The sequence below is a fragment of the Lachnoanaerobaculum sp. ICM7 genome, from assembly GCF_000287675.1.
Lineage (GTDB): Bacteria > Bacillota > Clostridia > Lachnospirales > Lachnospiraceae > Lachnoanaerobaculum.
This window is the reverse complement of record NZ_ALJL01000028.1, coordinates 68,095-92,835: the sequence shown is the minus strand read 5'-3', so window position 1 is coordinate 92,835 and position 24,741 is coordinate 68,095. Positions and strand designations below refer to the sequence as shown.

The following is a 24,741-nucleotide window of genomic DNA, read 5'->3' as shown; positions in this document are numbered from 1 at the left end:
AACATTTATGTTATTCCATATTATTTTTTATATTGTAAATTTTCTTCAATTTTTCTCTTGAAGTCGAAAGCTTTTCTTTTAGGTCAGCCATCCTCTCAAGTTCCTCTTTGTATTTCTCTCCTATTATATTCTGTTCCTCTAGCGAAGGCAAAGGAATCTCAAGCTTTCTCAGCTTTTCTAAAGAAATTGTTGGTATTACGCTGCCTACATATATACTTTTAAATAAGGCTCTTCCAAGCTCACTGTCAAAAAGTGCTTGTAAATAATATGGATTAGCTTTTATCTCATCTATTTCAAGAATAAACATATTTCCGGTTGCCAATATTTCCATACCTTCTGCTACCTTTACAACCGCTGATTTAAAGTCCGGTGATCCTGTTTTAGTCAAAACGATTGAATTATTTCTTATACAAAACTTTTTTACATTAGCCTGTATATCCTTTAAGTACTGATTATCCGTAAAGAAAATGTCTCCATCACTGATGTTTGAAATCATTATATATCTATAAGGTGTGGGTTCACCTGCTCTATTTTCATCTAAATATGATGCTTTTACCTGTGCTCCCCTTGTTATACTCTTTACAATACTCGCAAGCTCCACTCCGTCTTTAATCTCCGGTGCTTTTTCCAAATATCTACTTGCATTAATAATATAATCATTTTCTGCAATCTCATTTATGCTTATTGTTATAGATTTATTACTGTTCTTTTGTAATAATTCCATAATATCTGATATGTCATTGTCCGATAATATAGTTCTTCTTCCTTCTTTTGTAAAACTCTCACCGGCATCAATCATCTTAATATTAGTGTTTCCATGACTGAAAATAACAAGAGTTGTTGCAATAGATGTTCCGAATAGTAGTTTTGCAGGCAATAAAACTGTTGCTTCTATAAGACCGTTTTCAACAAAGTATTCCCTTATTTTTCTGTCTGTAGAATTCCATGTTGTTCCATTTGTCATAATGGCTACAGCCCTTCCATCCAATTTCATCTGCTCAACTAATTTCAAGTTAAATATCCAGTCTGAAGAAACTCTCTTTATATTATCCGGAAAATCCACAATATCTTCAATATCAGGAATAGAGATCATAAAAGGATAATTTGCAAAAAGCTTATCTACATTCTTTTCCGCTTTGTATGTTATAGCATCATTTAAAACTAAAGATATATCCCTGCCCAATAGTGATGCCCTTATATTTGCAATAAAGTTATTTGCCATACTAAGCTCTATACCGGTGTATTTTATCTTATTTCTCAGCAATGCTAGCTCAACAAAAAAATTACCCTTGCCTGAACAAAGCTCCAATACACTATCATTTTCCTGTACATTCAATATCTTAGCAACCAGCTTTAATATTCCTCTTGGCGTAGATGACTCTTGGAAAACATCTTCTAAGTCATTATTAAATAACAGATATGCAAGGAGATTCTCTGCATCAAATCCATATACCTTTAATCTATATAATATAGACGATATCTCAGGAAAATAATAGATTAACTCACTTTTTATGCCGTCATCTACATCACAGATATTCTCAACTAATTCGATACTGTCAAGGTTTTTAATTTTGTCCTTAGCTGCCCTGTACAATAAATATGCTAATATGGTTGAATATCTTGATTTATTATCACCTGATATTATACGAAGCTCACTGCTTATAGCATCTGAAATATCTGATGTATCAATCTTTTCCAAGCTTTTAAGATATGATATATCCATGCCACCCCTTCTAGGTTTTTAATAACCTTTATTTTTTAAGGTTATAATAAACCTAAAAAATACGAAAGTCAAGCCTAGTTTTAAGGTTTTTAATAACCTTATTTTATTTATAAATATTTTCTATCACACACATTTTTTCTCCCCACATTTCCCCTCATTGTACTATAATCATACTATAAAATTCAGAAAGGACATTAAGATGAATTCAATAAAATCTTTCTTATCAAAAAATCTTATAGGTATGCTTATATGCTTTATTATTGCCTTGCCGGCTTGGTTTCTGGGGAAGAGATTTCCTATAATCGGAGGTCCGGTGATTGCGATTATTGCCGGTATGATTATTACACTTTTTTGGAATGATAAGGGCATGGCAGGTAGCGGAATAAAGTTCACTTCAAAATATGTTTTGCAGGCGGCTGTAGTTTTCCTTGGGTTCGGCCTTAATCTAAGTGTTGTACTCCAAACCGGTAAGCAGTCTCTTCCTATCATCATCTGCACGATATCCACTGCGCTTATAATTGCCTTTATTTTACATAAGCTGATGAAGATCCCCGGCAATATTTCAACTCTTGTTGGGGTAGGCTCTTCCATATGCGGAGGTTCAGCCATAGCGGCAACAGCACCTGTAATAAATGCGGATGATGACGAGGTGGCACAGGCCATATCCGTTATTTTCTTTTTCAATGTATTGGCTGCATTGCTCTTTCCCGTTTTCGGCAAGATGATTGGCTTTGATACTCTAAGCGGAGAGGCTTTCGGAATATTCTCAGGAACTGCAATAAATGACACTTCATCCGTTACCGCCGCCGCTTCCACTTGGGACAGTATGTGGAATCTGGGCACTCAGACTCTTGATAAGGCGGTTACTGTAAAGCTTACCAGAACTCTTGCAATCATTCCCATTACTTTGGTGCTTGCAATAATCAATGCAAAAAAGTCAAATGATAATCAGAATAGTTTCAGCCTTAAAAGATCATTTCCGATGTTTATAATATTTTTTATTATCGCATCTGTTATCACTACTGTTGCCCTAAGTGCAGGTGTACCTTCACATTCATTTGCCCCTTTAAAGGATTTCAGTAAGTTCTGTATTATTATGGCAATGGCTGCAATCGGACTGAACAGTAATCTGATAAAGCTTATCAAATCAGGTGGCAAGCCTATTATACTAGGCGGTATATGCTGGGTAGGTATTACCGCAGTAAGTCTTATAATGCAGCATATACTTGGTATTTGGTAAAAAAAGTGTGCAAGCCCCAAAACTTGCACATTTTTTTAATTTATCATCACTTTATAAAGTATTACATCTCCATAATCTTTATAAACTGTAGTACTTCCATCCTCCAACAAATATCTTACAACATCCGCAGCTCTTTCTCTGCCTTCCAGATACTCATCTTCAACACAGATATATTTTATATCCGCATAATGCAGATAATCCTTAAAATTATCAAGTGTTCTTACAACCGCCGAATTACCTCCGCTTCCTGTAATATCCGTATAAGTCCTTATATCCGCACTTAATATTTTAAGTAAGTTGTCCTCTGACAATAATAGTGTTCTTGGATTTCCCAATTTCATCAAATCCATATATACATCCACAAATTTGCTGTCTGTGTTTCCCAGCACTTCTTTGTCGATATATCTGTCATGATGATTATAGATTCCAAGTTCTCTAATATACTTCGGATTTTCAGTCAGCCCTCTGATACCTGCCCAGTTTGTAACACCCGTTATAAGAAGTGAAAATGCTATACATGGTATCAATGAATAGAATAAACTCTTAACTCCTGTTTCTTCAACCAAAAAACAAACCGTAATGATAACCAAGACAAACAACAATATGAAATAATTACCGTCTACCTGATTTAATATAAATAAGCTAAACAGACTGACCGCAGCATCTACTCCGAGAATAATCATTATATATGTAAATATATCCTTATTACTATTATTCTTAATGCAGTATCTAAGAGTAAATACAGCCAGAATTATAAATAATACGGTTATCAGTACAGTAGGTGAAGCTATATAAATATGCGTCTCATTTGTAGGTGATATGAAAAGCTGGAATAGTCTGTAAAATATATCCACGCTCTCACCTGATGACATATTCATACCGGCACTTCTATAATCTCCGATAGTATAAGGATATTTTGTCTCTATTCCAAGCTTATACCATACAGAAGAATATACCGAAGTAATAATATGTCCGGTAAGTATATATGTTCTTGCATATACAAGTACTATTGCAGCTATCGGAATAATTAACAGGTAGGCAAATTCGAATAAATTTTTGATTTTATTTTTATTCTTTATAAGGTCTGTAACAAGATAAATAATATTTGCAATGCCTATACCGAAGCTGAACAATAGACTCGTAGGCTTATATATAATACTTGCAAGCAGTGCTATCAATGCAAATGTAATATAGTAACTATGTCTTTTTTTCACATACAGGCACATATTCAGTATTGATATCAGCTGCATTAATAATGTAATCATATCAGTCTTTGCCGACAGCCCCATATTCATAATTGCAGGTGTCACTGATACCAGTACTACTGCAAGCCATGACTTATCAGTCCTTTTTTCACTACAGACTTTTACTATCTCAAATACCGTAAAAAGTACCATTATTGCACATATGTAAGAAAAGCTCAGTACAAATCCGAAGCTTTTCTTTGTATTAAGTACAAGGGTAAGTATCTCAAGACCTTTGGGATAGACATATACATCGTTTACAGTTCCCAGATTGTCATATATCCCTGTATTTCCGATAAGTACTGACAAGCTTCTAAGTCCGTACCTTAAAGAATCATAGTCCAAAGTAATATTGATTCTTCCAATTTGTAACAGAATTGCTGAAAGTGATATTGCAGAACCTAGGCAGAAAAAATTTTTATTTTCGAACTCTTTCTTTTTTTCTGTATTATTCTTTACTACCGGTACTATTATTTTGAAAAATCTCATCAAAATATAAGTGACTACAACAAGCATTGCAAGTCCCAGAGTAAAGTATCTTACTCCTTTTTTTGAAGCAAGATGAAGTGCTGAAAGTACACATATGAAAATAATATATGTAAGGCTACCGGCGGTAAAGCTGTTTAAATAACGGGCTATAATGCCATCTTCCACACAGATTTTTCTCACTTTTACAAGTATTATTTCACCAAGCCAAATGAGTACCATAAGGAAGATACAATCTACTATAAAAGCGGTGGCATCCTGATGTAAAATCATATATATCAGACTAAAAAATCCTATACCTATAAGTCTTATATAATTGTTTTTCACCAATCTTAATATCAGATAAAATATAACAAATAGCAGTATATGTTCAAAATAAAGCATCTTTGTTTCCATCTCACCGATATCAAATAATATATAAGTCTTTTCAGCCAATAAAGAAAAACTGTATATACTAAGAATGGCGGCACATATAAAAATAAGCAAATATCCGGTTTTCTTAATCTTCATATATAAACTCCAAATCTCTTGTAAAACAAATCTTCCTCATCAAATTACCACCTATTTTCATCAATACTCTCCCTGATCACCCTGTATTTTAAATTTTGTCTCTAATACCTAGAAAATGTCGAAAAAGTCATCATCGTCTTCAGGAGAGTCATCATCGTCTTCAGGAAAGTCATCATCGTCTTCAGAAAAGTCATCCCTGAATTCAAAAAAGTCATAGAAAATTTCATCCTTTCCATTTTCCGCTCCCCCATATAGTTCTACCATCTCAGCTATGGGCTTTATTTTAAATGACTTCGGTTCAAACTCGTCTGTTTCATATTGATCGTCTTCATATATATCTGTTTCATATAGCTTTATACTGTTTTTCAGTTCTTCTATAAATAAGCTTCTTTCTTGAGTAAATCCTTCAAATACGTTCGGCTCTTTCATATTATTTGTAAGCTTTTTATACAGTTCATTTTCCATTATATTATATCTTTTTGAAAACTTAGGTTTTGAGCCTCTTCTGAATATAATCTGATTTCCAAGTTTCATATTCAGACAATCCTCTGTCATTATTCCGGCCCTCATTCCGATATTTCTTGCAGTATCCAAATCATTTGAACCCATATAAACATATGTATCACAGTTATTAATAATAGTTGTAGCACTGTCTTTTCCATAAAGTGAGGACAATTGTGACTCCGACTGTATCAAAAGTGTAACTGAGATACCCTTTTCCCTGAATATTGAAATATACTGGTCAAATAAAGGTACCGGACATCCGGTGGCAAAGTCGTCCGCAAGAAAATGAATAGGTCTTGGCAATACACCTCCATCCTGTCTTTCTCCAATTTCAAACAGCTCTTTAAATATATGTGCATAAAACATATTTATAAAACTGTTTAAGCTTGGATTTACCGGACTGGTAGTCACAAACAATGCTCTCTTTTCCATTGCCAGCTTCTCAAAGCTTATCTTATTTTCCATCTTGAACATTCTTCTAAGCTCAGGTGTAAAAACATATCCGATGGCCGTATTCAATGTTCCGAAAACACAACTTGCGGTTTTTATAGGCAATCTCCTAAAAGATTTCCAGTTAACTGTAGCGAAGTTAAAAGAATTAGCAATTTCAAGCTCTAAAAAATTGTAATCATAATTAGTCTTTATCTCGCTTGTATCATCCTCAAAGCTAAGCTTATCAATCATCTCAAGAACATCTATAAAGCTCGGATCATCCTTTTTCATCAGTACATAGGATATAAATGCCGCAAAAAGTGAAGTAGCCGCCTCATCCCAGAAAGGATCCGCATTACTGTTTTCTTTTTTCTTATTTGCTGTAACAATGCTCTTGGCTACAAAGACTATATCCTGATAACTCTTGATAAAATCAAGCGGATCATAAGCTATATTTCCATTTTCAGGATGTACAAAGTCAAGATCCCAGACCTTATAATCTCTTTCTTCCAATAATGAAAAATATTTATTTACAATTCTTCTCTTTGTTACAGAAGTAATGATATTTCTGTTATATGATTCCAGAAGAAATGCCTCCGTTATGGAAAGGGTTTTACCTGAACCTGAGCCTCCGACTACCAAGATATTATTGTTTATACCGGTTATATTACTGTCTGTAGAAAATATACAATCTTCGCCTTCACCTAAAATCACCCTGTCAATTTGGGATTGTATCTGCTTACCATTTTTATCTCTCATTACCACTCCGCTTCTTTTACAAAATCAATAACTTTTGAGAACTCTATTATTTCATCACATAGATTGAATGCAATTGCTTCATCAGGTGAGAAATAATGATCAAAATCAGTAGCTTTGTCAATCTCTTCTTCGGTCTTTTCTGTATGTTTTGCCAGTAGACTGTTAATTTTCTTCTTGGTTTCAAGCATGCTGTCTGAAATACTCTTGATACTTGAAGCATTTCCTGATACTCTTCCGCCAAGCATCGGTTGATGTAGCATAAGTTCACTGTTTGGAAGCATATATCTTTTGCCTGCACATGCCAAAAGCACTGCAGCCATGCTGTAGGCTTTTCCCCTACATATCATCCTTACAGGTGCTATGGAGCCTACTATTGCATCATACATCAAAAGACCGCTGTTTATTTCTCCTCCCGGACTGTTTATAAGCACTGTAATAGGCTCATTTGACTCCAGATTGAGTTCCAATATCTTGTCTGTAAAATCAACAGCCAGCTCATCTGTTATTTCTCCATTGATATTTATACATCTTTTACTGAAAAACTTTGCTTCCAGTGATATCTGTGTAATACCGCTGTTTGTCTTTATTAATGTACTTGTACTCATAATATCTCCTATAATCAATGCCTTTTAAAGTTCTATATTAAAAGTTTCACTCTATACTTATCCTAATTTGGATTATTATTAATTACCTGCTACTGTTTCTCCTGTCCAGTCTTTGATACCGCCAAATTCATATACATTTGTATATCCCATAGCTGCAAGTTTTTCTGATGCCTGTCTGCTGCGATTTCCGCTTCTGCAATATACAAGTATAACCTGATCAAGGTCAGGAAGCTCTGTAGGCTGAGTATTTGTTATACTCTCATTTGGTATACATATAGCCCCCGGAATATGACCTGCTGCATACTCATCCTTGCTTCTCACATCAACAATCACATGGCCGTCTTCATTTGCCATCATCTGCTTTGCAGTTTCCTGATCAATATGTGTATAGCTGTCTTTTTTAGCTTCCTCACTTTCCTTCATAGTTTCTCCGGCTTTTTCGCTTGCAGCTACACTGCTTACAGCTGTTTCCTTTGCTGTAGTCTCCTGCATACTTGCATTGTTTGAGCATCCTGCAACTGTGAGTAAAACTCCTGTTAATATAATTCCTGCTATCTTCTTCATATAAATAATACCTCTCTTATATTTAATTTCTTTCTGTGCGATACCTTCACATATCTATGTTACCATATCGCACATCTTCCATTATAGCATGAATTCATTTGTGTATCTATCAAATAAGTGAGAAGAATTCAACCATAAGCAGTCAGTATCAAGCAATGTACCGTATCCTCCAATCTCCTTAGCTACCAACTTCATATGCTTTGAATTATCATACTTCTTCCGGTCAATGTAGTTTCCTGATTGAATGAAACACCTTTATTCATACAGTCTTTTATAAGTTTTACGGCCATCTTCATTGCCTTAGCCTGATCGGATTGATTCCTCCAATCTCCACCATTGGATATTACGATTTCATCTGAATTTACTCTCACTCCGAAATCATGATTTTCCTGTAGTAATGTACTATATAAAGTTGACTTTCCTGCACCGTTTACTCCGGCAAATATTGTATATATGGGCATATTTTTAATCCTCTACTTTTTTTATTTCTTACGCCTCAGATAATCAAAAACTATTCCTTTTTTCCAGCTATTATTAGATAAACTCTCTTCCATAACCATTGGAGAATCTGCTTCCATTGCAGCACACATAGCCTGTGATACTCCTTCATATATCAGCTTTGTGCCTATATCATCATGTATATAATTTACAGCTCTTTCTTTTCTTATTCCAAATCTCTCGGCTTCTGCACATGCATCTATATTTGCTCCTATGAAGATAAATTCCCAGCCATACTCTTTCTGCTCTTTTTCAATCATCTTCTTAACCTGCTTGTAGTTATAATTGATGCTTGCATTTTCCATTCCATCCGTTGTGATAACAAATATAGTCTTATCAGGCCTGTCTTCTTCCCTTGCATATTTATGGATATTGATTATATGTTTGATTGCACCACCAACTGCGTCCAAAAGTGCTGTCGATCCTCTTACAAAATACTCTTTACTTGTTATCTTATCCACCTTTTCAATCGGCACTCTGTCATGAATAACCTCGGTTCTGTCATCAAACAATACTGTTGATACATATGCTTTCTCTCCTGTCTGTTTTTGCTTTTCAATCATTGAATTGAATCCTCCGATTGTATCAGCCTCAAGACCGCTCATTGATCCGCTTCTGTCCAAAATATAAACTATTTCTGTTAATGTCTTTTTCATAAGATTTCTCCTTTAAAATTGTTTTGTAAGCTTATGATACATTAATCGAAGCAAAAAAAGGTCAACCCAAAGGCGACCTTTTATATTTAACTTGAAAGTGGCTCTAAACCGAAGTCAAAGAGCACAATATCTATTTTGATTACATTGTAATCTTCATTCCTTATAAAGTATTCCACCACCTTGTCTGTCTGTGAAATAGGTGAAAGTGCATATCCCGCAATCCTTAAAAAATCCACTGTTTCATCAATATTTAACCTAAGTCCGACTGCAAGTGCCAGTACTTTCTCTTTTGAAGGCTTTACCTTTCCCTTTAAAAGCTTTGAAAAATACTGCTTTGATATATTTGAAGTTGCGTAAACCTCGGAGTTTTTCAATCCCTTCTTGTTTATAAGTTGCTGTAAATGTTTTTCAAAAGATTCAGTATATATCTTCTTTAACGCATCTTCCAGAGATTCAGAAACATTCTCAGCCTTCTTTTTTCTCAAGAAATCCGGTATGTTTAAAGGTGAATGACTATACTCATGTTGAAATTCTCCTACTCCTGTTTCAAATTCTTTCAGACTCGGATATGGAGGCTCTTTGTAACCGAAACATTCCTTATCATCTTCATGGTAATAATCATCTTCATATGCGTTGTAATCTTCATCCACCGTCAGATACTCAGTAGCATTGGCTGCCGCTACATAATCATCATCTATAAACTCTGTAACTTTATCCACCAGAGTGCCGGAAACCCGTACCGCATCACTTCCGAAAACCACAAGAAATATTTCTATCTCATACTCTTTTAAAAATTCCGTGAAGGCTTCTACAGCTATAGCTACACCGATTTCTTCAGGAAACCTGTATGTACCTGTTGCAAGCAAAGGAAATGCTATGGATTTGCAATTATTTTCAACTGCCATATACAACGCTTTATCATAACACTGCCTAAGTATAGCGAGTTCATTACTTCTTCCGTCCTTCCAAACCGGACCGCTTACATGAATAATGTATTTGGCATCAAGATTAAATGCAGGTGTAATACCTACATCTCCGGTATGTAAAATTCCAAGCTTTCTTCTTTCCTCTAAAAGCTCTTCGCTTCCTGCCGCATGATATATGGCGGTCTCAACTCCACGTCCGATAAAACCGTAAGGATTTACTGTATTAACAATGGCATCCGCTTTTACCTTAGTTATATCATTTCTTATAATCTTAAAAGGCACTATACTACCTCCATTTTTATATTCCAATTATATACTAATCTATCCGCCCATTCCACCTATACATGCTATTTACTTTTCATGCACCAGTTTACCTGTCATATGATCAATACTCATTACATACATTTTCACTCTGCTGCCTGCGCTTTCAATTTCCTTTTCAATGGATTCCGGGCTTGGATAAAATCCTTCAGCAAGTCTTCTCAACTGATTATATATCTTTTCCTTGTCATTCACTTCCTCCACACGCCCCAGACATACAACACTTTTGAATGTATTTGCCCAGTCGCCCTCTTCTATATGCCCCTTATCTGTAGTTGTAAAGCATACCTTGTTATCTTTTCCCAAAAGATCTACCTTAAGCCCCTGCAATGCACCGTGAAAATATATTCTACCGTCAGTTTCATCAAAATATTGATTTATCGTAACTGCATAAGGATATCCGTTCTCACCGTTCATAGCTATAACCCCTCTTGGTGCACTCTTCAGTATTTCAAAGCACTCCTCTTTTGACAGCTGCTGTTTAAATCTTCTCATTTCTCTAAATTCCATCTTATCTCCATTCGATTTAAAAATTATAGTACCTCTTCAACCTTTATTTGTACTAAAAGTTCTTCTATCAGTTCTTTTTTACCTACTCCTGCAGAAAATGACGTTGCACCGCCTGCCGCTGATGCATACTGCAAACTGAGTTTAAAGTCTTTGGTCTCATCATACTTTGCTACAAACATGGCAAGCATACTGTCACCTGCAGCTATGGTTGAAACGACTTTTCCCTTTGCAATATTTGCACCGAGTACATCACCATTTGATGTGAAAAGTATTGCGCCCTTACTACCTCTTGAAACCAGTACATTTTGTGCACCCATTTCCTGAAGCTTTCTTGCATACTTTTTTATATCTTCAACGGAATTTGGCTTGACTCCAAACATTTCTCCCAGCTCAAATTCATTAGGCTTAACGATAAAAGGCTTGTATTTTAAAGTATTAAGTACCATATCTTTATTGCTGTCCACAACCAGCTTTGCACCCTTTTGTTTTACCTTCTCCGCTATCTTTACAAAATCATCGCTCTCCATACCCGGTATAATATTACCTGATAAAAAGACGGTGTCCTCACTGTTTAATCCTTCAAGCGTACCAAAAAACTCTTTTACATTTTCTGCACTTACCTTACTGCTTTGAGAGTTGATTTCAGTCTCTGTATCTGTAGTCAATTTTATATTGATTCTTGTAAATCCCTTTGTTTCAACAAAATCAGATTCTATTCCCAGCTTTTTTAATTCATCTTTTATAAAATATCCTGTAAATCCTGCAATAAAGCCCAATGCCTTACTTTCTTTACCGATATTTTTAAGTAAAAGGGAAATGTTTATTCCCTTACCACCTACAACGTAATCGGATTCTCCGGTTCTGTTTAACTTACCAAGTTCGAAGTTTTCAACCTTAGTAAGCATATCTATCGCCGGATTTAATGTTATTGTATAGTACATCCATTATCTCCTTAAATACATGCAAATACTTATATCATTCCTTTTTTCTTTATTTCCTCAAGCCATGACGGAAACTCTTCCAATAGTCTGGCATAGAGTTCTTCATTTGATACCTTTTTAAAATCATCCAAAGCAAAAAATCCTGCATTATCCACATATCTTCCGCTCATGGTATCCAGCTTTTCAAGTATACCGTAATTCTTACCGCCTACACCCACAAACTGCCAGAAAATCGGCAGATGTGAGGCCTCTGTGATGATATTTTGTATTTCCCTTTTTTGGTTTACTCCTCCATCTGTAATAAAAAGTACATAGGCAGGTATCTTGGTATCCTTATATTCATCCACTACCATTCTCATTACAATAGGCTCATTATTTCTTCCTCCAAGATCCAACATCAGATGTTTCCAATCTTCAGGAACAGCCACCGTATAGTTTTTTAAATTTACGATGTCCATCTTTCTGGCTGTAGTTCCGTAAAACCAAAAGTCAAGTTCCCCGTCATCATCAAACTGTACTGCAAGAGGCAATGTCTTATTTACAATGGACTGTACCGTGCCGTTCTTAAAGCGTGGTACCATAGATCCTGAAATATCAAGAACAAGGCCTACTCTTGCCACTGTAGTCTCAAGATTCTTTTTCTTTAGCTCAAATACCAAAGGTTTTACAAGACTTACAAGCTCAGGTGCTTTCTCCATCTTCTTTTCAAGGGATACTTTCACAGGTTCCGCCGCAACAGGCTCTTGTACCGGATCACTTACTACTTCTTCCCCACCGAAATATTTTAAAAGCGCAGACAATCCACCGTCAAATCCGCTTGCCACACAGCCTATTCTCCAAACATCTTTGCGGTATATTTCCATAACAATAACTGCCTTTTCATTGGAGAAATCATTGCCTCCAAGTGTCATTTCTATATCCTTGGCTCCGGATTGATATACTTTAGTCTCAAGGCTATTCATCTCTCCCATAGTCTTGTTACCGTCAATGCTTACAGTAAATACCAGTCTGTTGATAAAGTCGGGAACAGCAGATAATTTTAATGTGTATCTTGCCCCGTCAGGAATATCTTCAACAGATATCTCACCGTTTGGACTCATCTTTTGATTGTAGAAAATCATATATCTTTCGTCCGAGAGTTTTCCGTTTCCATCCACTCCAAAACAACAAAAGTCATACTCCGCATTGCCTTTTACCTTCATATCAACAAAGATATTCTCATTTAGATTTACATAATTTTCAAGCTTATCCTTCCAACCTTTGACCATATTTCCCCCTTAAAATAAAATATTTACATTTCCATATAATAATATTCGGATAAAACCTATTAAAAACAAATGTGCCGGATAGTAAATATAAAACAACCACTTCATACTTTTATTGCTACCGACCTCACCATTATACATTTTTAAAAGCGGTAGGCACAAACATATACACAGCTGTAGCACTGCGTAGACTCTGTCTATAAATATAAAATAAACTGCCGCATATACTATGGCAAAAATAATATAATCAATTGCCTGCTTTTTAAAATCTCCTCTGTGCATATATAGGAAAAAAGGAACCATAACCGCAATACAGGACCAATCCGCAGGGAATGAAAGCAGATTTGCAAGTATTATAAGAAATACCGTTACAATACCGGGCAATTTATGTTTTTGCACTGCAAATATCAGCGTTGCACCTATGGCAAGTGACCATATGACACTTGTTTGATTGAATATTCCGCTTTTAAAAGGCACCGGACTAAGTCCAAAGGCAAAACTGTATGCAAAATGTGATATTACAGCAAATAAAAACAATCTCTTTATATACTTAACAGAATCTCCGGTATAATACGAGCCTTCCGCTATAAAAAACCACATGATAGGAGCGGTAAGACGTCCTATTATATGCAATGCACATACAAACCAAACTCTTTGAAGCCCCGGAAAAAGCAACCATGCCAAATGATCTATTGTCATTGCCACAATAGCAATTAACTTTAAATCACCTGTATTTAAGCCTCTTTCTTTTATTTTTGAAAACATTTATATATTCCTTTCAAGATCAATTCCATTATATTATCTCCTAAATTGTAAAAAGGTCGAGATAAGAATCTCGACCCGGTCCCCAATGCAATGACTGGGCAACTCTGTTAGATACTATTATACATTAAATTTTAAAAAAACCAAGTACTAAATATCGATTTTATCTTCTCAATATTAACTATATTTAATTTTATGTCATTTTTTTAGGCTTCCCTAACCTTTTATCATAGAAAAACACCTTAAATCATGCTATATTTATATATACATAATCTACGTTTATTATTGAATCTTTCATTTTCCTATATTGAAAGGATAAATTGTATGAATTCAGAAAAAACAGAAAAGAAAATGCATGATGAATTACAGGCCGTAACCCGGATGATAGAAATATACTGTCGTGGAAAGCATGGCCATAATACCGCTCTATGTAAAGATTGTCAGAAGCTTATGGACTATGCACGCTCAAGAATTGAGCATTGTCCATTTATGGAAAGTAAAAGTTTTTGCAGTAATTGTACGGTTCACTGTTATTCTCCTGATATGAGAGTAAAAATCAAGGAGGTAATGCGTTATTCAGGACCGCGTATCATGTTTTACCACCCGGTCATGTGTATAAAGCATGCTCTTACATCTTTAACAGCTAAATTAAAAATATAGCCTAAAGTTAGGTATTCCAAATATGCTATATTTATTGATATTACAAAATAATATGGAGGTCTTTAGTCTATGATCAAAATGAGACTTATTCGTCTTTTGAAAGGCTCCGGAAAGTATATCCTCTACCAGGTTCTTTGGCAATGGATATCTCTTATTATGCAAATAATCATTGCAATAAACATTACCGGGCTTATTCAAGAAGTTTTCTTAGATACAACCTTTGAATCTCATATTCCAAGAGTTGTTATTGTCGTCATTGTAGGTGTTTTGATAAGAGCAATATGTGACAAACTCTACACTAAAGCAAGTTTTCATGCAGGTGTAAATGTAAAGAGAATCTTGCGTAATCGTATCTATGAAAAGGTACTTCGCTTAGGTCCTGCTTACAGAGAACAGGTACATACATCTGAAATAGTGCAAATGGCAGGTGAGGGTGTGGAACAACTTGAAGTATATTTTAGCAGATATTTGAGTCAATTTTTCTATTCACTGCTTGCACCTTTAACACTTTTTATAGTTGTTATGAGAATCAGTATGAAATCTGCTGTTATTCTTCTTGTAGCAGTTCCTCTGATTCCTATAGTGATCATGCTTGTAATGATTATTGCCAAGAGACTTCTAAGCCATTACTTTGACATCTACTACGGTCTTGGTGACAGTTTCCTTGAAAAGCTTCAAGGTATGACAACTTTAAAGATTTATCAGGCTGATAAAACTGCTGCAGATGATATGGACAGAGAATCGGAGCAGTTTAGAAAAATAACCATGAAAGTTTTGATGATGCAGCTTAACAGTACTTCTATCATGGATATAGTGGCATATGGTGGTGCAGCTGTAGGTATTATCAGTGCACTGTCACAGTTTTATAAAGCTGAAGTTTCTCTTTACGGAATGCTTATGATTTTATTCCTTGCTGCTGAATTTTTTCTTCCAATGAGAATCTTAGGAAGTTTCTTCCATATAGGTATGAACGGAATGAAGGCAAGTGATCGTATATTTGCATTCCTTGATCTTCCCGAGCAACAAAGAGGTAGTAAAGAGATAAGTGATAATGAAATTAAAATATCACTTGAAGATCTTTCTTTCTCATATGATTCAAATAAGACCATATTGAATAAAATAAATATGACTATCGAGCCAAAATCATTTGTTTCAATAGTAGGTGTATCGGGCTCAGGTAAATCTACCATAGCAGGTATTCTTATGGGTAAAAATCCAAAGTATAGTGGAAGTCTGAAGATAAATAATGATGAGCATAGTGAACTCACAAGTGAAACCATACTTGGTCATTTTACTCTGGTAGGCCATAGCAGTTGGATATTTGCAGGTACTGTAAGAGATAATCTTTTGATTGGCAATCCAAGTGCTACAGAAAAAGAAATGAATGATGCTCTTGAGAAAGTAAATCTTCTTGCCTTCATCAATTCTCAAGACGGACTTGATACAAAGCTTACTTCCAATGCAAGCAATCTCTCCGGAGGACAAAAGCAAAGACTCTCACTTGCAAGGGCTCTTCTTCACAATACTCCGGTATATATATTTGATGAAGCAACATCAAATGTTGATGCAGGCAGTGAAGAGATAATAATGAATGTAATACATGAGTTGTCAAAAAACAAAACTGTTATACTTATATCACATAGACTGGCAAATGTAGTTGGCAGTGATAAGATATTTATGCTTAAAAACGGAAACATTGTTGAATCCGGTATTCACTCTGAGCTTATGAACAATAAAGGTGCTTATGAGAAGCTGTTTACAGAGCAGATGAATCTTGAGAATTTCTCAAAAAGAAAGGAGGTAGTAGGATAATGAAACAAACCACAAGAAGATCCGGACTTTCAATTATGAGAAGTCTTATCGTTTTGGTAAAGCCTCTGACAGGTGTTATGTTACTTGGAATTTTTCTTGGTGTCATCGGCTTTTTATGTGCTATCTTCCTTACAATAACAGGCGGATATGGTATTATTTACGGACTTTATACCCTGTTAAATAACGGATTTACTTCTGCTCCCGACATTTCAAAAGTAATATTTATATCGCTTATTGTAATGGCTGTTGCCAGAGGTATTCTGCACTATGGTGAACAATACTGTAATCACTATATTGCCTTTCGTATACTTGCAATAATACGACACAAGGTTTTTGCAGTGCTTAGAAAGCTATGTCCTGCAAAGCTTGATGGAAAGGAAAAGGGAAATCTTATTGCCATTATCACAAGTGATATCGAACTTTTGGAGGTGTTCTTTGCACATACAATATCACCTATAGCCATTGCTTTTATCACATCTCTTATAATGGTTATATTTATATGGTCACAACATCCTATTGCAGGTATTATTTCATTGCTTGCATACATGACTGTAGGAATTGCTCTTCCACTTTGGAATGGAAGTCGCAGTGCAGATGCCGGAATGAAATTTAGAAATAATGTAGGCGAACTCAATAACTTTGTTATCAACAGTATGTATGGTGTAGATGAGATACTTCAATACAATCAGGGGGATATGCGCTTAAATGAGATGAATTCAAAATCTTTAGAGTTGGCGGATAATCAAAGAAAACTAAGCTTTTTTGAGGGTTCTCAAAGAGCAGCTACAAATCTTGTTATTCAACTTTTCTCATGGGTAATGTTCTTTTCTATGTTGATACTTTACAAAAATGAGAGTATAACTTTTTCTCAGATGCTGATTGCTACCCTGGCTATGATGAGTTCATTCGGACCTACTGTTGCACTGTCTTCTTTATCAAATAATCTCAATCAGACTCTTGCCTGTGGTGAGCGTGTACTTTCGCTGCTTGAGGAAGAACCGGTAGTTGAAGAAGTATCCGGTAAAGAAAATACTGTATTTGAAGGTGCCGATGTTGAAAGGGTAAACTTCTCATATGGTGACGAAACTATACTTGATAATGTTTCTCTTGATATAAAGAAAGGTCAGGTGCTTGGAATACATGGTGTGAGCGGTTCCGGTAAATCTACACTATTAAAACTGCTGATGAGATTCCGGGATGTAAAAACAGGTGAAGTGCATATTTCAGGAAAGAATATAAAGGATGTTAATACTGAGAATCTTCGTGAAATGACAGGCTATGTAACTCAGGAAACTGTAATGTTCCAAGGAACTATTGCAGATAATATAAGAGTTGCAAAGCAAAATGCTACTATTGAAGAGATTCAAAAGGCGGCTAAAAAAGCAAGTATACATGACTTTATAATAAGTCTTCCAAATGGCTATGATACGAGTGTCGGCGAACTGGGTGATTCACTCTCTGACGGTGAGAAGCAGCGTGTAGGACTTGCCAGAGCATTCTTACATGACGGTGACTTCCTGCTTTTGGATGAACCTACCAGCAATCTGGATGTTTTAAATGAGGGTATTATCTTAAAGTCACTCTCAGAGGAAAGTGCCGGAAAGACTATTGTTCTCGTTTCTCATAGAAAATCTACAATGTCACTTGCAGATAAAACCTATGAGATGGCTAAGGGTAGATTTTCATAAACTAAATAAGCACATAGCAAAAGAATTTCTCAAAGCTATGTGCTTTTGTTTTATCTTCTTGACTTATAGAACTCTTTATACTTTGGATCATCATTATCAAAGTATCTGAAGCTTACCGCCTTTATCTTTACAAGTTTTTGCCATATTTCAAAGGCCTTATCAAGCTCACCTATTTCATATGCATACTTTGCCTTCATATGCTCCAGCTCTTCATCAAATAAATGCAAATTGGCATTATTTTCTGTCATTCTCTCAAGCCATATTTTGGCATTCAACAAATCATTATTTTCCAGTGCTTTTTTAAAGAAGTTTTTTGCATATCCATATCCCTGATTCCATTTAGCTCCGGACTCAGGGAATGCTCTCCAGCCTTTATCTGCACTTTCAAATCCCTCTTTAATATTTCCTTCGTTAATTTTAGTTACTGCATCCTTACCGTATTCTATGACACTTGCATATCTTTCTTCATCCAACAGCATATCTTATTCCTCCATCATTGCTTTCAATTCGTCCAAATTCAACCAACCTTCACAATCTTTTACAACCTCTTCAGCCTCCTGCAACTTCGTCAAAAGCTTTTTCTCTGCATGATCACGCTCATAATCTTCAATATCCATAACTACAAAACGTCCTCCGCCATTCTTAGTCAAATATACAGATTCTCCCTTATGACAATTTTTCAAGACTTCATTACTTATAACTTTACCACCGAAGCCAACCTCTTTCCGCATAAGATACCGAATATACAGCATACAACACTTATTACAATATATAATCCGCCTAATGTGTATTGCTTATTATCAAGCAAGTTAAACGCTTCCAGTGAAAATGTTGAAAATGTAGTGAATCCGCCACATACACCTGTCTTCCAAAACAGTACTGTATTACCTGATATATTGTCTTTGTTACTTGTAAACCCGACAATAAAACCGATTAATATTGCACCCGCTATATTTGTAATAAGTGTAAGTATCGGAAATCCTGTTTTAACCGGTATAAGACTTATCGCATATCTTGCCATTGCCCCAACCGCTCCACCAAGTGCTACAAATAAAAAACTCATTAATTTCTCCGGTATTTTAATCCCTAATAAAATAATTACCATTTATATCTTTTGATATAATTGATGTACTTTCCAGATACTCAATACATTCAAAAATATATTTATCCGAAATATTTTCCAGTTTACATTCTATTACCTTTTTAACATCTTCCCAATTAAGACCTCCATTGCCACATCCTAAAGGTGGAATAGCAATCTTTTTCACTTGCAGTTTTGGTAATATATCGACAAAATAATCCATTGCCGTTTTAATATACTCTATCTTTGATTTTTCACGCCATTTATTTTTAGTAGGTAAATTTACAATAGTAATTCCATTTTCAGTAAAATAATGTACTTTTCCAATTGTCAATTCACTTGACTTACATGCTTTAATATACGACTTGTTATTTTCAGGAAATTTCAACTTAAACTGATAAGCAATTCCTTTTCCCATAACTCCTTCACAGTTTACCGCATTTATCAAGCAATCTGCACCACTCTCAAAAATATTTCCACTAGTATACTCTATCATAAAATCTCTTTCTCTATGTTAAATAAAAAATACATATTTATTCCAAAGTGATAGTTATTCAAAAGAACCTCCACCTCTATAGGTATTTACAATACAGGTGAATTTTTTACCGCACTTCGGACATTTGATAATATGGTAAATAATATCATCAATCCAATGTCCGTCTTTCATATGCTCACCTAATTTACAGTTGCCTTCAACAATTATAAAACCTCTTTTTTCAACAAGATCCTTAATATATTCTATAGTTTCTTTATATAGTTTGGGCGAAGAAAAGGATTCTATTTTTTTGATATTGGAACAATAATCACACATAACTATTTATATATTAATCCCCCTATTATTTCTAAACACTTATACTAACAAATAATAATCACTACATTTCCATTTACTTCAAGTATTTTCTTATAAAAATCTCTTAGTCTTTGGAAATATGTCATTAATTCTTCTCTTATTTTATCAGCATCTTCTTCATAATCCCAAATGTTCGGGTATATATTTGCTTTTTTAAACCGGCTCATACTTAAGTTCTCCAATGCTTTCTCTATATCAAAATCCTCAAGTGCAAATACTATATCCTTAACCTTCGACTTTTGTGTATAAGCTATATACTCCTGTGAGTTTTTAATAGTATTCACCCCAAAAACAGCCTCACTAAGATGATTATTTTCCATAGCTTCATCCTTACCCACTCCTGTAAGCACGAAGTGAAGCGCATCCCACATCTTATCCATGTCAAGTTGTATTTCTATATCATCATTACAATCTTTATCATCTTCAATATCCTCAACCGCTTCATTATAAAAGTTCTTCATTTCTTTTAAGTTTCTGTCGCTTAAATATTGATAATTTGCTATTATTCCCATTTTCAATTCTCCAAAAAATATTTTAAAACTACAACTTACTCTTACTGTAAAGTAAGCTTTCTATCATAACCAAAACCATATTTTGTGGATTTATTTCAAACTCGTTTGATACTATACGCTTATTAAAATACTTAACCAACTTATCATGATTAAGAAATTTATTTATACAAAGATACTGTTCAATTTCATCAAGTATAAATGCACTTTGTTTTAAATCCAAATCACTAAAACCATTTGCATAATGAACGCTTTTCATAATTCTTTTCAACTTTGTCTTCGGGTATTCTTCTTTAAGTGTATCTCTCAGTAAAATAACCAACTCCTCAAACGTTTGACTACCTAAATCCTTTGCACTTACACCTGTAATAATATTTTCATTGCCTAAATGTTCAATCAGCTTGATCATTTTTTGTTTCAAATCCATAAGTCCATTTTCACTCATTAAAACCTCCCCCAGGTAGGATTTATCTTTATTAATATTTACTTTAATTACTAAACATGATTATAATATAAGTTGATAAGTTAATTCAAGTTTGGAAAAAGCGGGGGATCAACAATGTTTGATAATATTGAATTAAAAAGTTTTTGGAAGGAAAGTGAGTATATAAATAAAGTCTGTACCGGTGAGAATTTAACAGATGAGATGGTGCAAGAAGCTGAAAAAAGACTGGGCGTTAAGTTACCGAAGTCATATATAGAGCTTATGAAAACACAAAACGGTGGTAAACCCAATAAGAATGTTTGGTTTGATGATAAGAATAGGTACCGTGTTGATGTAGATGAATTATACAGTATATCGGAAGAAAAAGAAGATTCCTTATTTGGAAAATTCGGAAATGAGTTTTGGTATGATGAATGGGAATATCCAAGAAATGTAGGTGTTATTATTGCCGATACAATCTCAGGCGGACATGAAATGATATATTTAGACTACAGAGATTGTGGCAAAGATGGAGAACCGAAGGTATCAATATGTATACAAGAAGATGATTTCGAGATAATTGTACTTGCAGATAACTTTGAAGAATTTATATTGGGGCTTAGAGCCTCAGAAGAAATTGAGTAGAATTTTCAAAAAGCCGCCAGAATTTAAACTCTGTCGGCTTTATTAAATGGTGACATTTAACCCTTTACAAATGACAGTTTTAATTCTGCCAGCTCTTTTAGCTTTCTTTCAAATACTGATTCACTCATACCTTTCCCGGTAGCAATCTCATAATAAGTATTAAATTCAGGATGATTATTTTCTTTTACAACCGCTAAAAGCTCTGCAAAATATCCCCAGGCATTATTATAACTTTTTGTTGAACTATAATCTTCTCTTTTAGGCATCCACTGCAGCTTTATAAAGAATTTATTCAGTATTTTACTCCAAGTTTCTACATCATCATCATAACAAAAGAACTTTGTTTCAAACAGACTGCCAAATCTCCTGTCCCAATATTTTACATTGTCAGGCAAATACCATGTATCACGAGGATTGCGGCATATCAACTCTATCGTTATCATTTCAAGTATTGAAGCCGGATCCCCTCCGACACAGCTATAACTTCCGGCAACTGAAGTTTGCGCACCTTCCACCTTTAGTTCTTCATAAGCTGTGTTGCTATCAAGTAATACTAAAGCAATTTTAGCTCTATCTCCAAATGCTTTACCTTCGCTTAATAATTTGTACTTATTAAATTCGTTCATTTAGCCTCCTTACTCCTATTGGAAAATGGTATCCATAACCGTAATTATTCTTCAATCATTTATTAAAAACCATTTTGACCTCAGCCCCTGCATTTACTCCTGTATAATTTTTCAAATACAAGTTGCCGTTATTTGCCGAGACAATATTCTTTACTACCCATAAGCCTAAACCATGTTTATTAGACTTATCTTTTACTTTTCCGGAAATGAATTTTTCTGTAAGTAAAGGTAATAAGTCTTTATTAAAACCTGTTCCTTCATCTCTGACTGTCAAAATAAACTCTTCAGGTTCATCTTTAAACTCTACCGTTATTTTAGAACCTTTTTTAGAATATTCAACCGCATTGGTAACTATATTTTGCAGAGCTACAGCTACTTCCTCTTTATCCAGCTTAATATTACTGCATTCACTTTTTATTATTTCTAAATTCAAACCGTTTAACCTACATATCCCGGACATTATCTCAATCCAATATAAAATCACTTCATTACTTACAACATCTTTTTTTCCTTCCATTGTATAAGAAAATTTTTTCAATTTATCAATATACTTTTCCAGCCTGTCAATACCGTTTGAAATATCTGCAAATCTATCAGAAGATAAACCGGGATTCTCTTCTTTTAATAATTCTAAATTTCCTTTAATCAGTGTTATCGGTGTTCTTATGTCATGGGTAAGTTGTTCCACCAACTCTTTTTGCTTAACTTGCATATCCCATTGCTCACCAAGAGATTGTTTTAGATTTTCAGCCAGTACATCAATCGAAACCAGTACTCCATCTATTTCTTTATACTTAGAATATTCTCTCTCATAATCCAAATCCATACGACTGATGTTATCATTAGCCATAGCAATTTTGTGGATTTCCCTTTTTAATATATTTGATGAGCGAATAAGAAACAAAGCGAATCCCAAAAACCAAATAATTAGTATCAGGACAATATATCCACACTCGAAATTTTCAAAGAGTTTATAAAGCTTTTTATTGGTAAATATAACATTAACCCTGTATCTTATTACCAGTTGTCTATTTCCCATTGCATAAGCTTTAAAAATATTTGAACCTATAACCTCATCGCTTGTTGACTTTCCGTTTTTTATGGCTTCCTGTACTAAATCATCATATTTTTTATCAATAGTATTTTCTATTATTTTTCCGTCTTTCAAATATAAAAAATCATAATAATATGGTATTTCAGCCGGTGTCCAATCTTCTGTTTGAAAACCTGTTTCCACTTTTCCGGACTGAATATCAGCATAGTTGGCAGGATATACTACTCCGGTATTTAATAATACATTTAATCCAACATAAAACAGCACAATGATAAATAAAGTATATACCAACTCTATAATTGCATATTTGCTGATTAAATATCTTAAACTTTTTTTATTTCCCACTGATAACCAACTCCCCAAACTGTTTTTATAGGATTTATATAATATGGCTCAAATTTACTTCTTATTAATTTGATTCTTTCGGTAATCGTTGTAGAACTGTCGCCTTCCTTATCATAACCATAAATTTCCGTATAAATTTTTTCTTTCGAAAATACTTGATTTCTATTTTTTAATAAAAACTCACAAATTTCGTATTCGCTATTTGTAAAGCTTATCTCTACATTATCAAAATAAATTTTTTTCGAAAGCAAATCACAAGATATCGGATAATCTATAAGTTTTGAATGTTTTTCTCTTTTTTCTCTCCGAATATGTGCAGCTACCCTCGCTCTAATTTCAGCAAGAGAAAAAGGTTTTGTCACATAATCATCCGCTCCTAATGCAAATCCTTCTACTTTGTCTTTTTCAAAATCTTTCGCTGTAAGTAAAATAATAGGAATATCTATAATATTTCTGTATTTAGTCAAAAATTCAAAACCCGACATTTCTTCCATCATGATATCCAGAATAATCAAGTCATATTTGCATAAATCACTTGGCCGGAGTTTCAGTGCCGAATTACAAATAACGACATTATATTCTTTCTCAAAGGTTAGCTTTAATAATTTAAGCAAATCTTTGTCATCATCTATTATGAGAAGATTCATACCTTTCATTCCTCCATTTCACTTATTCCGTCCCATCTATTATACCAAAATGATAATATTACCACACTTACAAATGAGATCAAAAAAGATATAAAAAGATAAAAAATAACAGTATCTACATTAAAAGATCCACTGACATATCCGTATATAAGTCTTATAGGATAAACAAACGGAAAGTAATACCATATACCGCTTCCCAAATCTGTTGTGCCTAAAAGAACGGCAGCCAAGGTACAAATAACACCTGTTAAAATAGAGCCTGTATAATTGAATTTTAAACTTAAAAATTGATAAACAGGTACCATACTAATCAATCCCACAGACCCGATCATAGCATAAACTGCCAAATTCAATATTTGAACATTGATTCCATAAAAGTATAAAAATAACATAAACGGTAAGATCGCTATCCCTTCAATAGTCATTAATAGTATAAAGATAAATATAAATCTAA

General features: G+C 34.3%; 27 protein-coding genes. 5 read left to right on the top strand and 22 right to left on the bottom strand.

From position 1 onward, the window contains the following. Positions 1-10: 10 nt before the first annotated feature. Positions 11-1,723, bottom strand: coding sequence for an N-6 DNA methylase (locus HMPREF1140_RS10000; protein ID WP_009663726.1), 1,713 nt, complete (start codon positions 1,721-1,723; stop codon positions 11-13). A gap of 199 nt (positions 1,724-1,922) precedes the next feature. On the opposite strand from HMPREF1140_RS10000, the gene HMPREF1140_RS09995 reads away from it, so the two are divergent. Continuing rightward, entirely contained in the window at positions 1,923-2,963 is a 1,041-nt protein-coding gene (locus tag HMPREF1140_RS09995) for a YeiH family protein (RefSeq protein WP_009663734.1), read from the top strand. A 35-nt stretch (positions 2,964-2,998) separates the two neighbouring features. On the opposite strand, the gene HMPREF1140_RS09990 is transcribed toward HMPREF1140_RS09995, so the two are convergent. The 11 genes from HMPREF1140_RS09990 to HMPREF1140_RS09940 form a co-directional block, all read right to left on the bottom strand. Beyond that, positions 2,999-5,203, bottom strand: a complete 2,205-nt coding sequence (locus tag HMPREF1140_RS09990) for a hypothetical protein (RefSeq protein ID WP_009663676.1) — start codon at positions 5,201-5,203, stop codon at positions 2,999-3,001. 108 nt (positions 5,204-5,311) lie between these two features. Beyond that, positions 5,312-6,898, bottom strand: coding sequence for a type IV secretory system conjugative DNA transfer family protein (locus HMPREF1140_RS09985; protein ID WP_009663716.1), 1,587 nt, complete (start codon positions 6,896-6,898; stop codon positions 5,312-5,314). Beyond that, entirely contained in the window at positions 6,898-7,503 is a 606-nt protein-coding gene (locus HMPREF1140_RS09980; RefSeq protein ID WP_009663758.1) for a ClpP family protease, read from the bottom strand. The genes HMPREF1140_RS09985 and HMPREF1140_RS09980 overlap by 1 nt, the downstream gene beginning before the upstream one ends. Before the next feature lie 78 nt (positions 7,504-7,581). After that, the gene (locus tag HMPREF1140_RS09975) at positions 7,582-8,067 is read right to left on the bottom strand and encodes a rhodanese-like domain-containing protein (protein ID WP_009663683.1); all 486 of its coding nucleotides are present in this window, start codon (positions 8,065-8,067) and stop codon (positions 7,582-7,584) included. 191 nt (positions 8,068-8,258) lie between these two features. After that, complete coding sequence (locus tag HMPREF1140_RS09970; protein WP_009663756.1) at positions 8,259-8,528, bottom strand: AAA family ATPase; 270 nt, start codon at positions 8,526-8,528, stop codon at positions 8,259-8,261. Positions 8,529-8,549: 21 nt separating this feature from the next. Continuing rightward, positions 8,550-9,221 (bottom strand): vWA domain-containing protein, encoded by a 672-nt coding sequence (locus HMPREF1140_RS09965; protein ID WP_009663665.1) that lies wholly within the window; start codon positions 9,219-9,221, stop codon positions 8,550-8,552. A gap of 86 nt (positions 9,222-9,307) precedes the next feature. Beyond that, on the bottom strand, positions 9,308-10,429 hold the full coding sequence (locus HMPREF1140_RS09960) for a macro domain-containing protein (protein WP_009663704.1): 1,122 nt from the start codon (positions 10,427-10,429) through the stop codon (positions 9,308-9,310). Positions 10,430-10,498: 69 nt separating this feature from the next. After that, positions 10,499-10,978, bottom strand: coding sequence for a pyridoxamine 5'-phosphate oxidase family protein (locus HMPREF1140_RS09955; RefSeq protein ID WP_009663653.1), 480 nt, complete (start codon positions 10,976-10,978; stop codon positions 10,499-10,501). Positions 10,979-11,001: 23 nt separating this feature from the next. Beyond that, positions 11,002-11,919: a 1-phosphofructokinase gene (pfkB, locus tag HMPREF1140_RS09950; protein WP_009663674.1), complete on the bottom strand. Its 918-nt coding sequence runs from the start codon at positions 11,917-11,919 to the stop codon at positions 11,002-11,004. A 29-nt stretch (positions 11,920-11,948) separates the two neighbouring features. Beyond that, on the bottom strand, positions 11,949-13,187 hold the full coding sequence (locus HMPREF1140_RS09945) for a VWA domain-containing protein (protein WP_009663757.1): 1,239 nt from the start codon (positions 13,185-13,187) through the stop codon (positions 11,949-11,951). Positions 13,188-13,196: 9 nt separating this feature from the next. Next, positions 13,197-13,949, bottom strand: a complete 753-nt coding sequence (locus tag HMPREF1140_RS09940; protein ID WP_009663786.1) for a TraX family protein — start codon at positions 13,947-13,949, stop codon at positions 13,197-13,199. 321 nt (positions 13,950-14,270) lie between these two features. Between HMPREF1140_RS09940 and HMPREF1140_RS09935 the strand changes: the two genes are divergently transcribed. The 3 genes from HMPREF1140_RS09935 to HMPREF1140_RS09925 all read left to right on the top strand — a co-directional run bounded on the left by HMPREF1140_RS09935 (position 14,271) and on the right by HMPREF1140_RS09925 (position 18,106). Next, positions 14,271-14,606: a nitrous oxide-stimulated promoter family protein gene (locus HMPREF1140_RS09935; protein WP_035620334.1), complete on the top strand. Its 336-nt coding sequence runs from the start codon at positions 14,271-14,273 to the stop codon at positions 14,604-14,606. A gap of 69 nt (positions 14,607-14,675) precedes the next feature. After that, positions 14,676-16,418: an ABC transporter ATP-binding protein/permease gene (locus HMPREF1140_RS09930; protein WP_009663650.1), complete on the top strand. Its 1,743-nt coding sequence runs from the start codon at positions 14,676-14,678 to the stop codon at positions 16,416-16,418. Continuing rightward, on the top strand, positions 16,418-18,106 hold the full coding sequence (locus HMPREF1140_RS09925) for an amino acid ABC transporter ATP-binding/permease protein (protein WP_009663770.1): 1,689 nt from the start codon (positions 16,418-16,420) through the stop codon (positions 18,104-18,106). The genes HMPREF1140_RS09930 and HMPREF1140_RS09925 overlap by 1 nt, the downstream gene beginning before the upstream one ends. Before the next feature lie 50 nt (positions 18,107-18,156). Here HMPREF1140_RS09925 and HMPREF1140_RS09920 read toward each other — a convergent pair whose 3' ends face one another. The 6 genes from HMPREF1140_RS09920 to HMPREF1140_RS09890 all read right to left on the bottom strand — a co-directional run bounded on the left by HMPREF1140_RS09920 (position 18,157) and on the right by HMPREF1140_RS09890 (position 20,991). After that, on the bottom strand, positions 18,157-18,585 hold the full coding sequence (locus HMPREF1140_RS09920; protein ID WP_009663717.1) for a hypothetical protein: 429 nt from the start codon (positions 18,583-18,585) through the stop codon (positions 18,157-18,159). Positions 18,586-18,588: 3 nt separating this feature from the next. Further along, on the bottom strand, positions 18,589-18,837 hold the full coding sequence (locus tag HMPREF1140_RS09915; RefSeq protein WP_051000448.1) for a type II toxin-antitoxin system prevent-host-death family antitoxin: 249 nt from the start codon (positions 18,835-18,837) through the stop codon (positions 18,589-18,591). Then, a complete protein-coding gene (crcB, locus tag HMPREF1140_RS09910; protein WP_009663788.1) occupies positions 18,801-19,169 on the bottom strand; it encodes a fluoride efflux transporter CrcB in 369 nt (122 codons plus the stop codon). Before crcB ends, HMPREF1140_RS09915 begins: the two co-directional genes overlap by 37 nt. A 16-nt stretch (positions 19,170-19,185) precedes the next feature. After that, positions 19,186-19,683: a macro domain-containing protein gene (locus HMPREF1140_RS09905; protein WP_009663697.1), complete on the bottom strand. Its 498-nt coding sequence runs from the start codon at positions 19,681-19,683 to the stop codon at positions 19,186-19,188. Positions 19,684-20,042: 359 nt separating this feature from the next. Continuing rightward, on the bottom strand, positions 20,043-20,549 hold the full coding sequence (locus tag HMPREF1140_RS09895) for a YfbM family protein (RefSeq protein ID WP_009663686.1): 507 nt from the start codon (positions 20,547-20,549) through the stop codon (positions 20,043-20,045). Between the two features lie 28 nt (positions 20,550-20,577). Further along, positions 20,578-20,991: a hypothetical protein gene (locus HMPREF1140_RS09890; protein WP_009663778.1), complete on the bottom strand. Its 414-nt coding sequence runs from the start codon at positions 20,989-20,991 to the stop codon at positions 20,578-20,580. A gap of 114 nt (positions 20,992-21,105) precedes the next feature. On the opposite strand from HMPREF1140_RS09890, the gene HMPREF1140_RS09885 reads away from it, so the two are divergent. Next, positions 21,106-21,615 carry an SMI1/KNR4 family protein gene (locus HMPREF1140_RS09885; protein WP_009663700.1) on the top strand — a complete coding sequence of 170 codons (510 nt, stop codon included), beginning with the start codon at positions 21,106-21,108 and terminating at the stop codon, positions 21,613-21,615. A 56-nt stretch (positions 21,616-21,671) separates the two neighbouring features. Here the strand turns inward: HMPREF1140_RS09885 and HMPREF1140_RS09880 are convergent, their stop codons facing one another. From HMPREF1140_RS09880 to HMPREF1140_RS13790, 4 genes are all read right to left on the bottom strand, one after another. Continuing rightward, a complete protein-coding gene (locus HMPREF1140_RS09880; RefSeq protein WP_009663658.1) occupies positions 21,672-22,241 on the bottom strand; it encodes a hypothetical protein in 570 nt (189 codons plus the stop codon). 55 nt (positions 22,242-22,296) lie between these two features. Then, positions 22,297-23,478: a sensor histidine kinase gene (locus HMPREF1140_RS09875; protein ID WP_242822881.1), complete on the bottom strand. Its 1,182-nt coding sequence runs from the start codon at positions 23,476-23,478 to the stop codon at positions 22,297-22,299. A 140-nt stretch (positions 23,479-23,618) separates the two neighbouring features. Then, on the bottom strand, positions 23,619-24,296 hold the full coding sequence (locus HMPREF1140_RS09870) for a response regulator transcription factor (RefSeq protein ID WP_242822880.1): 678 nt from the start codon (positions 24,294-24,296) through the stop codon (positions 23,619-23,621). Then, on the bottom strand, positions 24,293-24,619 hold the full coding sequence (locus tag HMPREF1140_RS13790; RefSeq protein ID WP_242822879.1) for a hypothetical protein: 327 nt from the start codon (positions 24,617-24,619) through the stop codon (positions 24,293-24,295). Before HMPREF1140_RS13790 ends, HMPREF1140_RS09870 begins: the two co-directional genes overlap by 4 nt. Between the last annotated feature and the right edge of the window lie 122 nt (positions 24,620-24,741).

Bases quoted from the DNA above. Each gene is read 5' to 3' on its own strand.
- HMPREF1140_RS10000 (WP_009663726.1), bottom strand. From the start codon at position 1,723: ATGGATATATCATATCTTAAAAGCTTGGAAAAGATTGATACATCAGAT.
- HMPREF1140_RS09995 (WP_009663734.1), top strand. From the start codon at position 1,923: ATGAATTCAATAAAATCTTTCTTATCAAAAAATCTTATAGGTATGCTT.
- HMPREF1140_RS09990 (WP_009663676.1), bottom strand. From the start codon at position 5,203: ATGAAGATTAAGAAAACCGGATATTTGCTTATTTTTATATGTGCCGCC.
- HMPREF1140_RS09985 (WP_009663716.1), bottom strand. From the start codon at position 6,898: ATGAGAGATAAAAATGGTAAGCAGATACAATCCCAAATTGACAGGGTG.
- HMPREF1140_RS09980 (WP_009663758.1), bottom strand. From the start codon at position 7,503: ATGAGTACAAGTACATTAATAAAGACAAACAGCGGTATTACACAGATA.
- HMPREF1140_RS09975 (WP_009663683.1), bottom strand. From the start codon at position 8,067: ATGAAGAAGATAGCAGGAATTATATTAACAGGAGTTTTACTCACAGTT.
- HMPREF1140_RS09970 (WP_009663756.1), bottom strand. From the start codon at position 8,528: ATGCCCATATATACAATATTTGCCGGAGTAAACGGTGCAGGAAAGTCA.
- HMPREF1140_RS09965 (WP_009663665.1), bottom strand. From the start codon at position 9,221: ATGAAAAAGACATTAACAGAAATAGTTTATATTTTGGACAGAAGCGGA.
- HMPREF1140_RS09955 (WP_009663653.1), bottom strand. From the start codon at position 10,978: ATGGAATTTAGAGAAATGAGAAGATTTAAACAGCAGCTGTCAAAAGAG.
- pfkB (WP_009663674.1), bottom strand. From the start codon at position 11,919: ATGTACTATACAATAACATTAAATCCGGCGATAGATATGCTTACTAAG.
- HMPREF1140_RS09945 (WP_009663757.1), bottom strand. From the start codon at position 13,187: ATGGTCAAAGGTTGGAAGGATAAGCTTGAAAATTATGTAAATCTAAAT.
- HMPREF1140_RS09940 (WP_009663786.1), bottom strand. From the start codon at position 13,949: ATGTTTTCAAAAATAAAAGAAAGAGGCTTAAATACAGGTGATTTAAAG.
- HMPREF1140_RS09935 (WP_035620334.1), top strand. From the start codon at position 14,271: ATGAATTCAGAAAAAACAGAAAAGAAAATGCATGATGAATTACAGGCC.
- HMPREF1140_RS09930 (WP_009663650.1), top strand. From the start codon at position 14,676: ATGATCAAAATGAGACTTATTCGTCTTTTGAAAGGCTCCGGAAAGTAT.
- HMPREF1140_RS09925 (WP_009663770.1), top strand. From the start codon at position 16,418: ATGAAACAAACCACAAGAAGATCCGGACTTTCAATTATGAGAAGTCTT.
- HMPREF1140_RS09920 (WP_009663717.1), bottom strand. From the start codon at position 18,585: ATGCTGTTGGATGAAGAAAGATATGCAAGTGTCATAGAATACGGTAAG.
- HMPREF1140_RS09915 (WP_051000448.1), bottom strand. From the start codon at position 18,837: ATGCGGAAAGAGGTTGGCTTCGGTGGTAAAGTTATAAGTAATGAAGTC.
- crcB (WP_009663788.1), bottom strand. From the start codon at position 19,169: ATGAGTTTTTTATTTGTAGCACTTGGTGGAGCGGTTGGGGCAATGGCA.
- HMPREF1140_RS09905 (WP_009663697.1), bottom strand. From the start codon at position 19,683: ATGATAGAGTATACTAGTGGAAATATTTTTGAGAGTGGTGCAGATTGC.
- HMPREF1140_RS09895 (WP_009663686.1), bottom strand. From the start codon at position 20,549: ATGGGAATAATAGCAAATTATCAATATTTAAGCGACAGAAACTTAAAA.
- HMPREF1140_RS09890 (WP_009663778.1), bottom strand. From the start codon at position 20,991: ATGAGTGAAAATGGACTTATGGATTTGAAACAAAAAATGATCAAGCTG.
- HMPREF1140_RS09885 (WP_009663700.1), top strand. From the start codon at position 21,106: ATGTTTGATAATATTGAATTAAAAAGTTTTTGGAAGGAAAGTGAGTAT.
- HMPREF1140_RS09880 (WP_009663658.1), bottom strand. From the start codon at position 22,241: ATGAACGAATTTAATAAGTACAAATTATTAAGCGAAGGTAAAGCATTT.
- HMPREF1140_RS09870 (WP_242822880.1), bottom strand. From the start codon at position 24,296: ATGAAAGGTATGAATCTTCTCATAATAGATGATGACAAAGATTTGCTT.
- HMPREF1140_RS13790 (WP_242822879.1), bottom strand. From the start codon at position 24,619: ATGATCGGGTCTGTGGGATTGATTAGTATGGTACCTGTTTATCAATTT.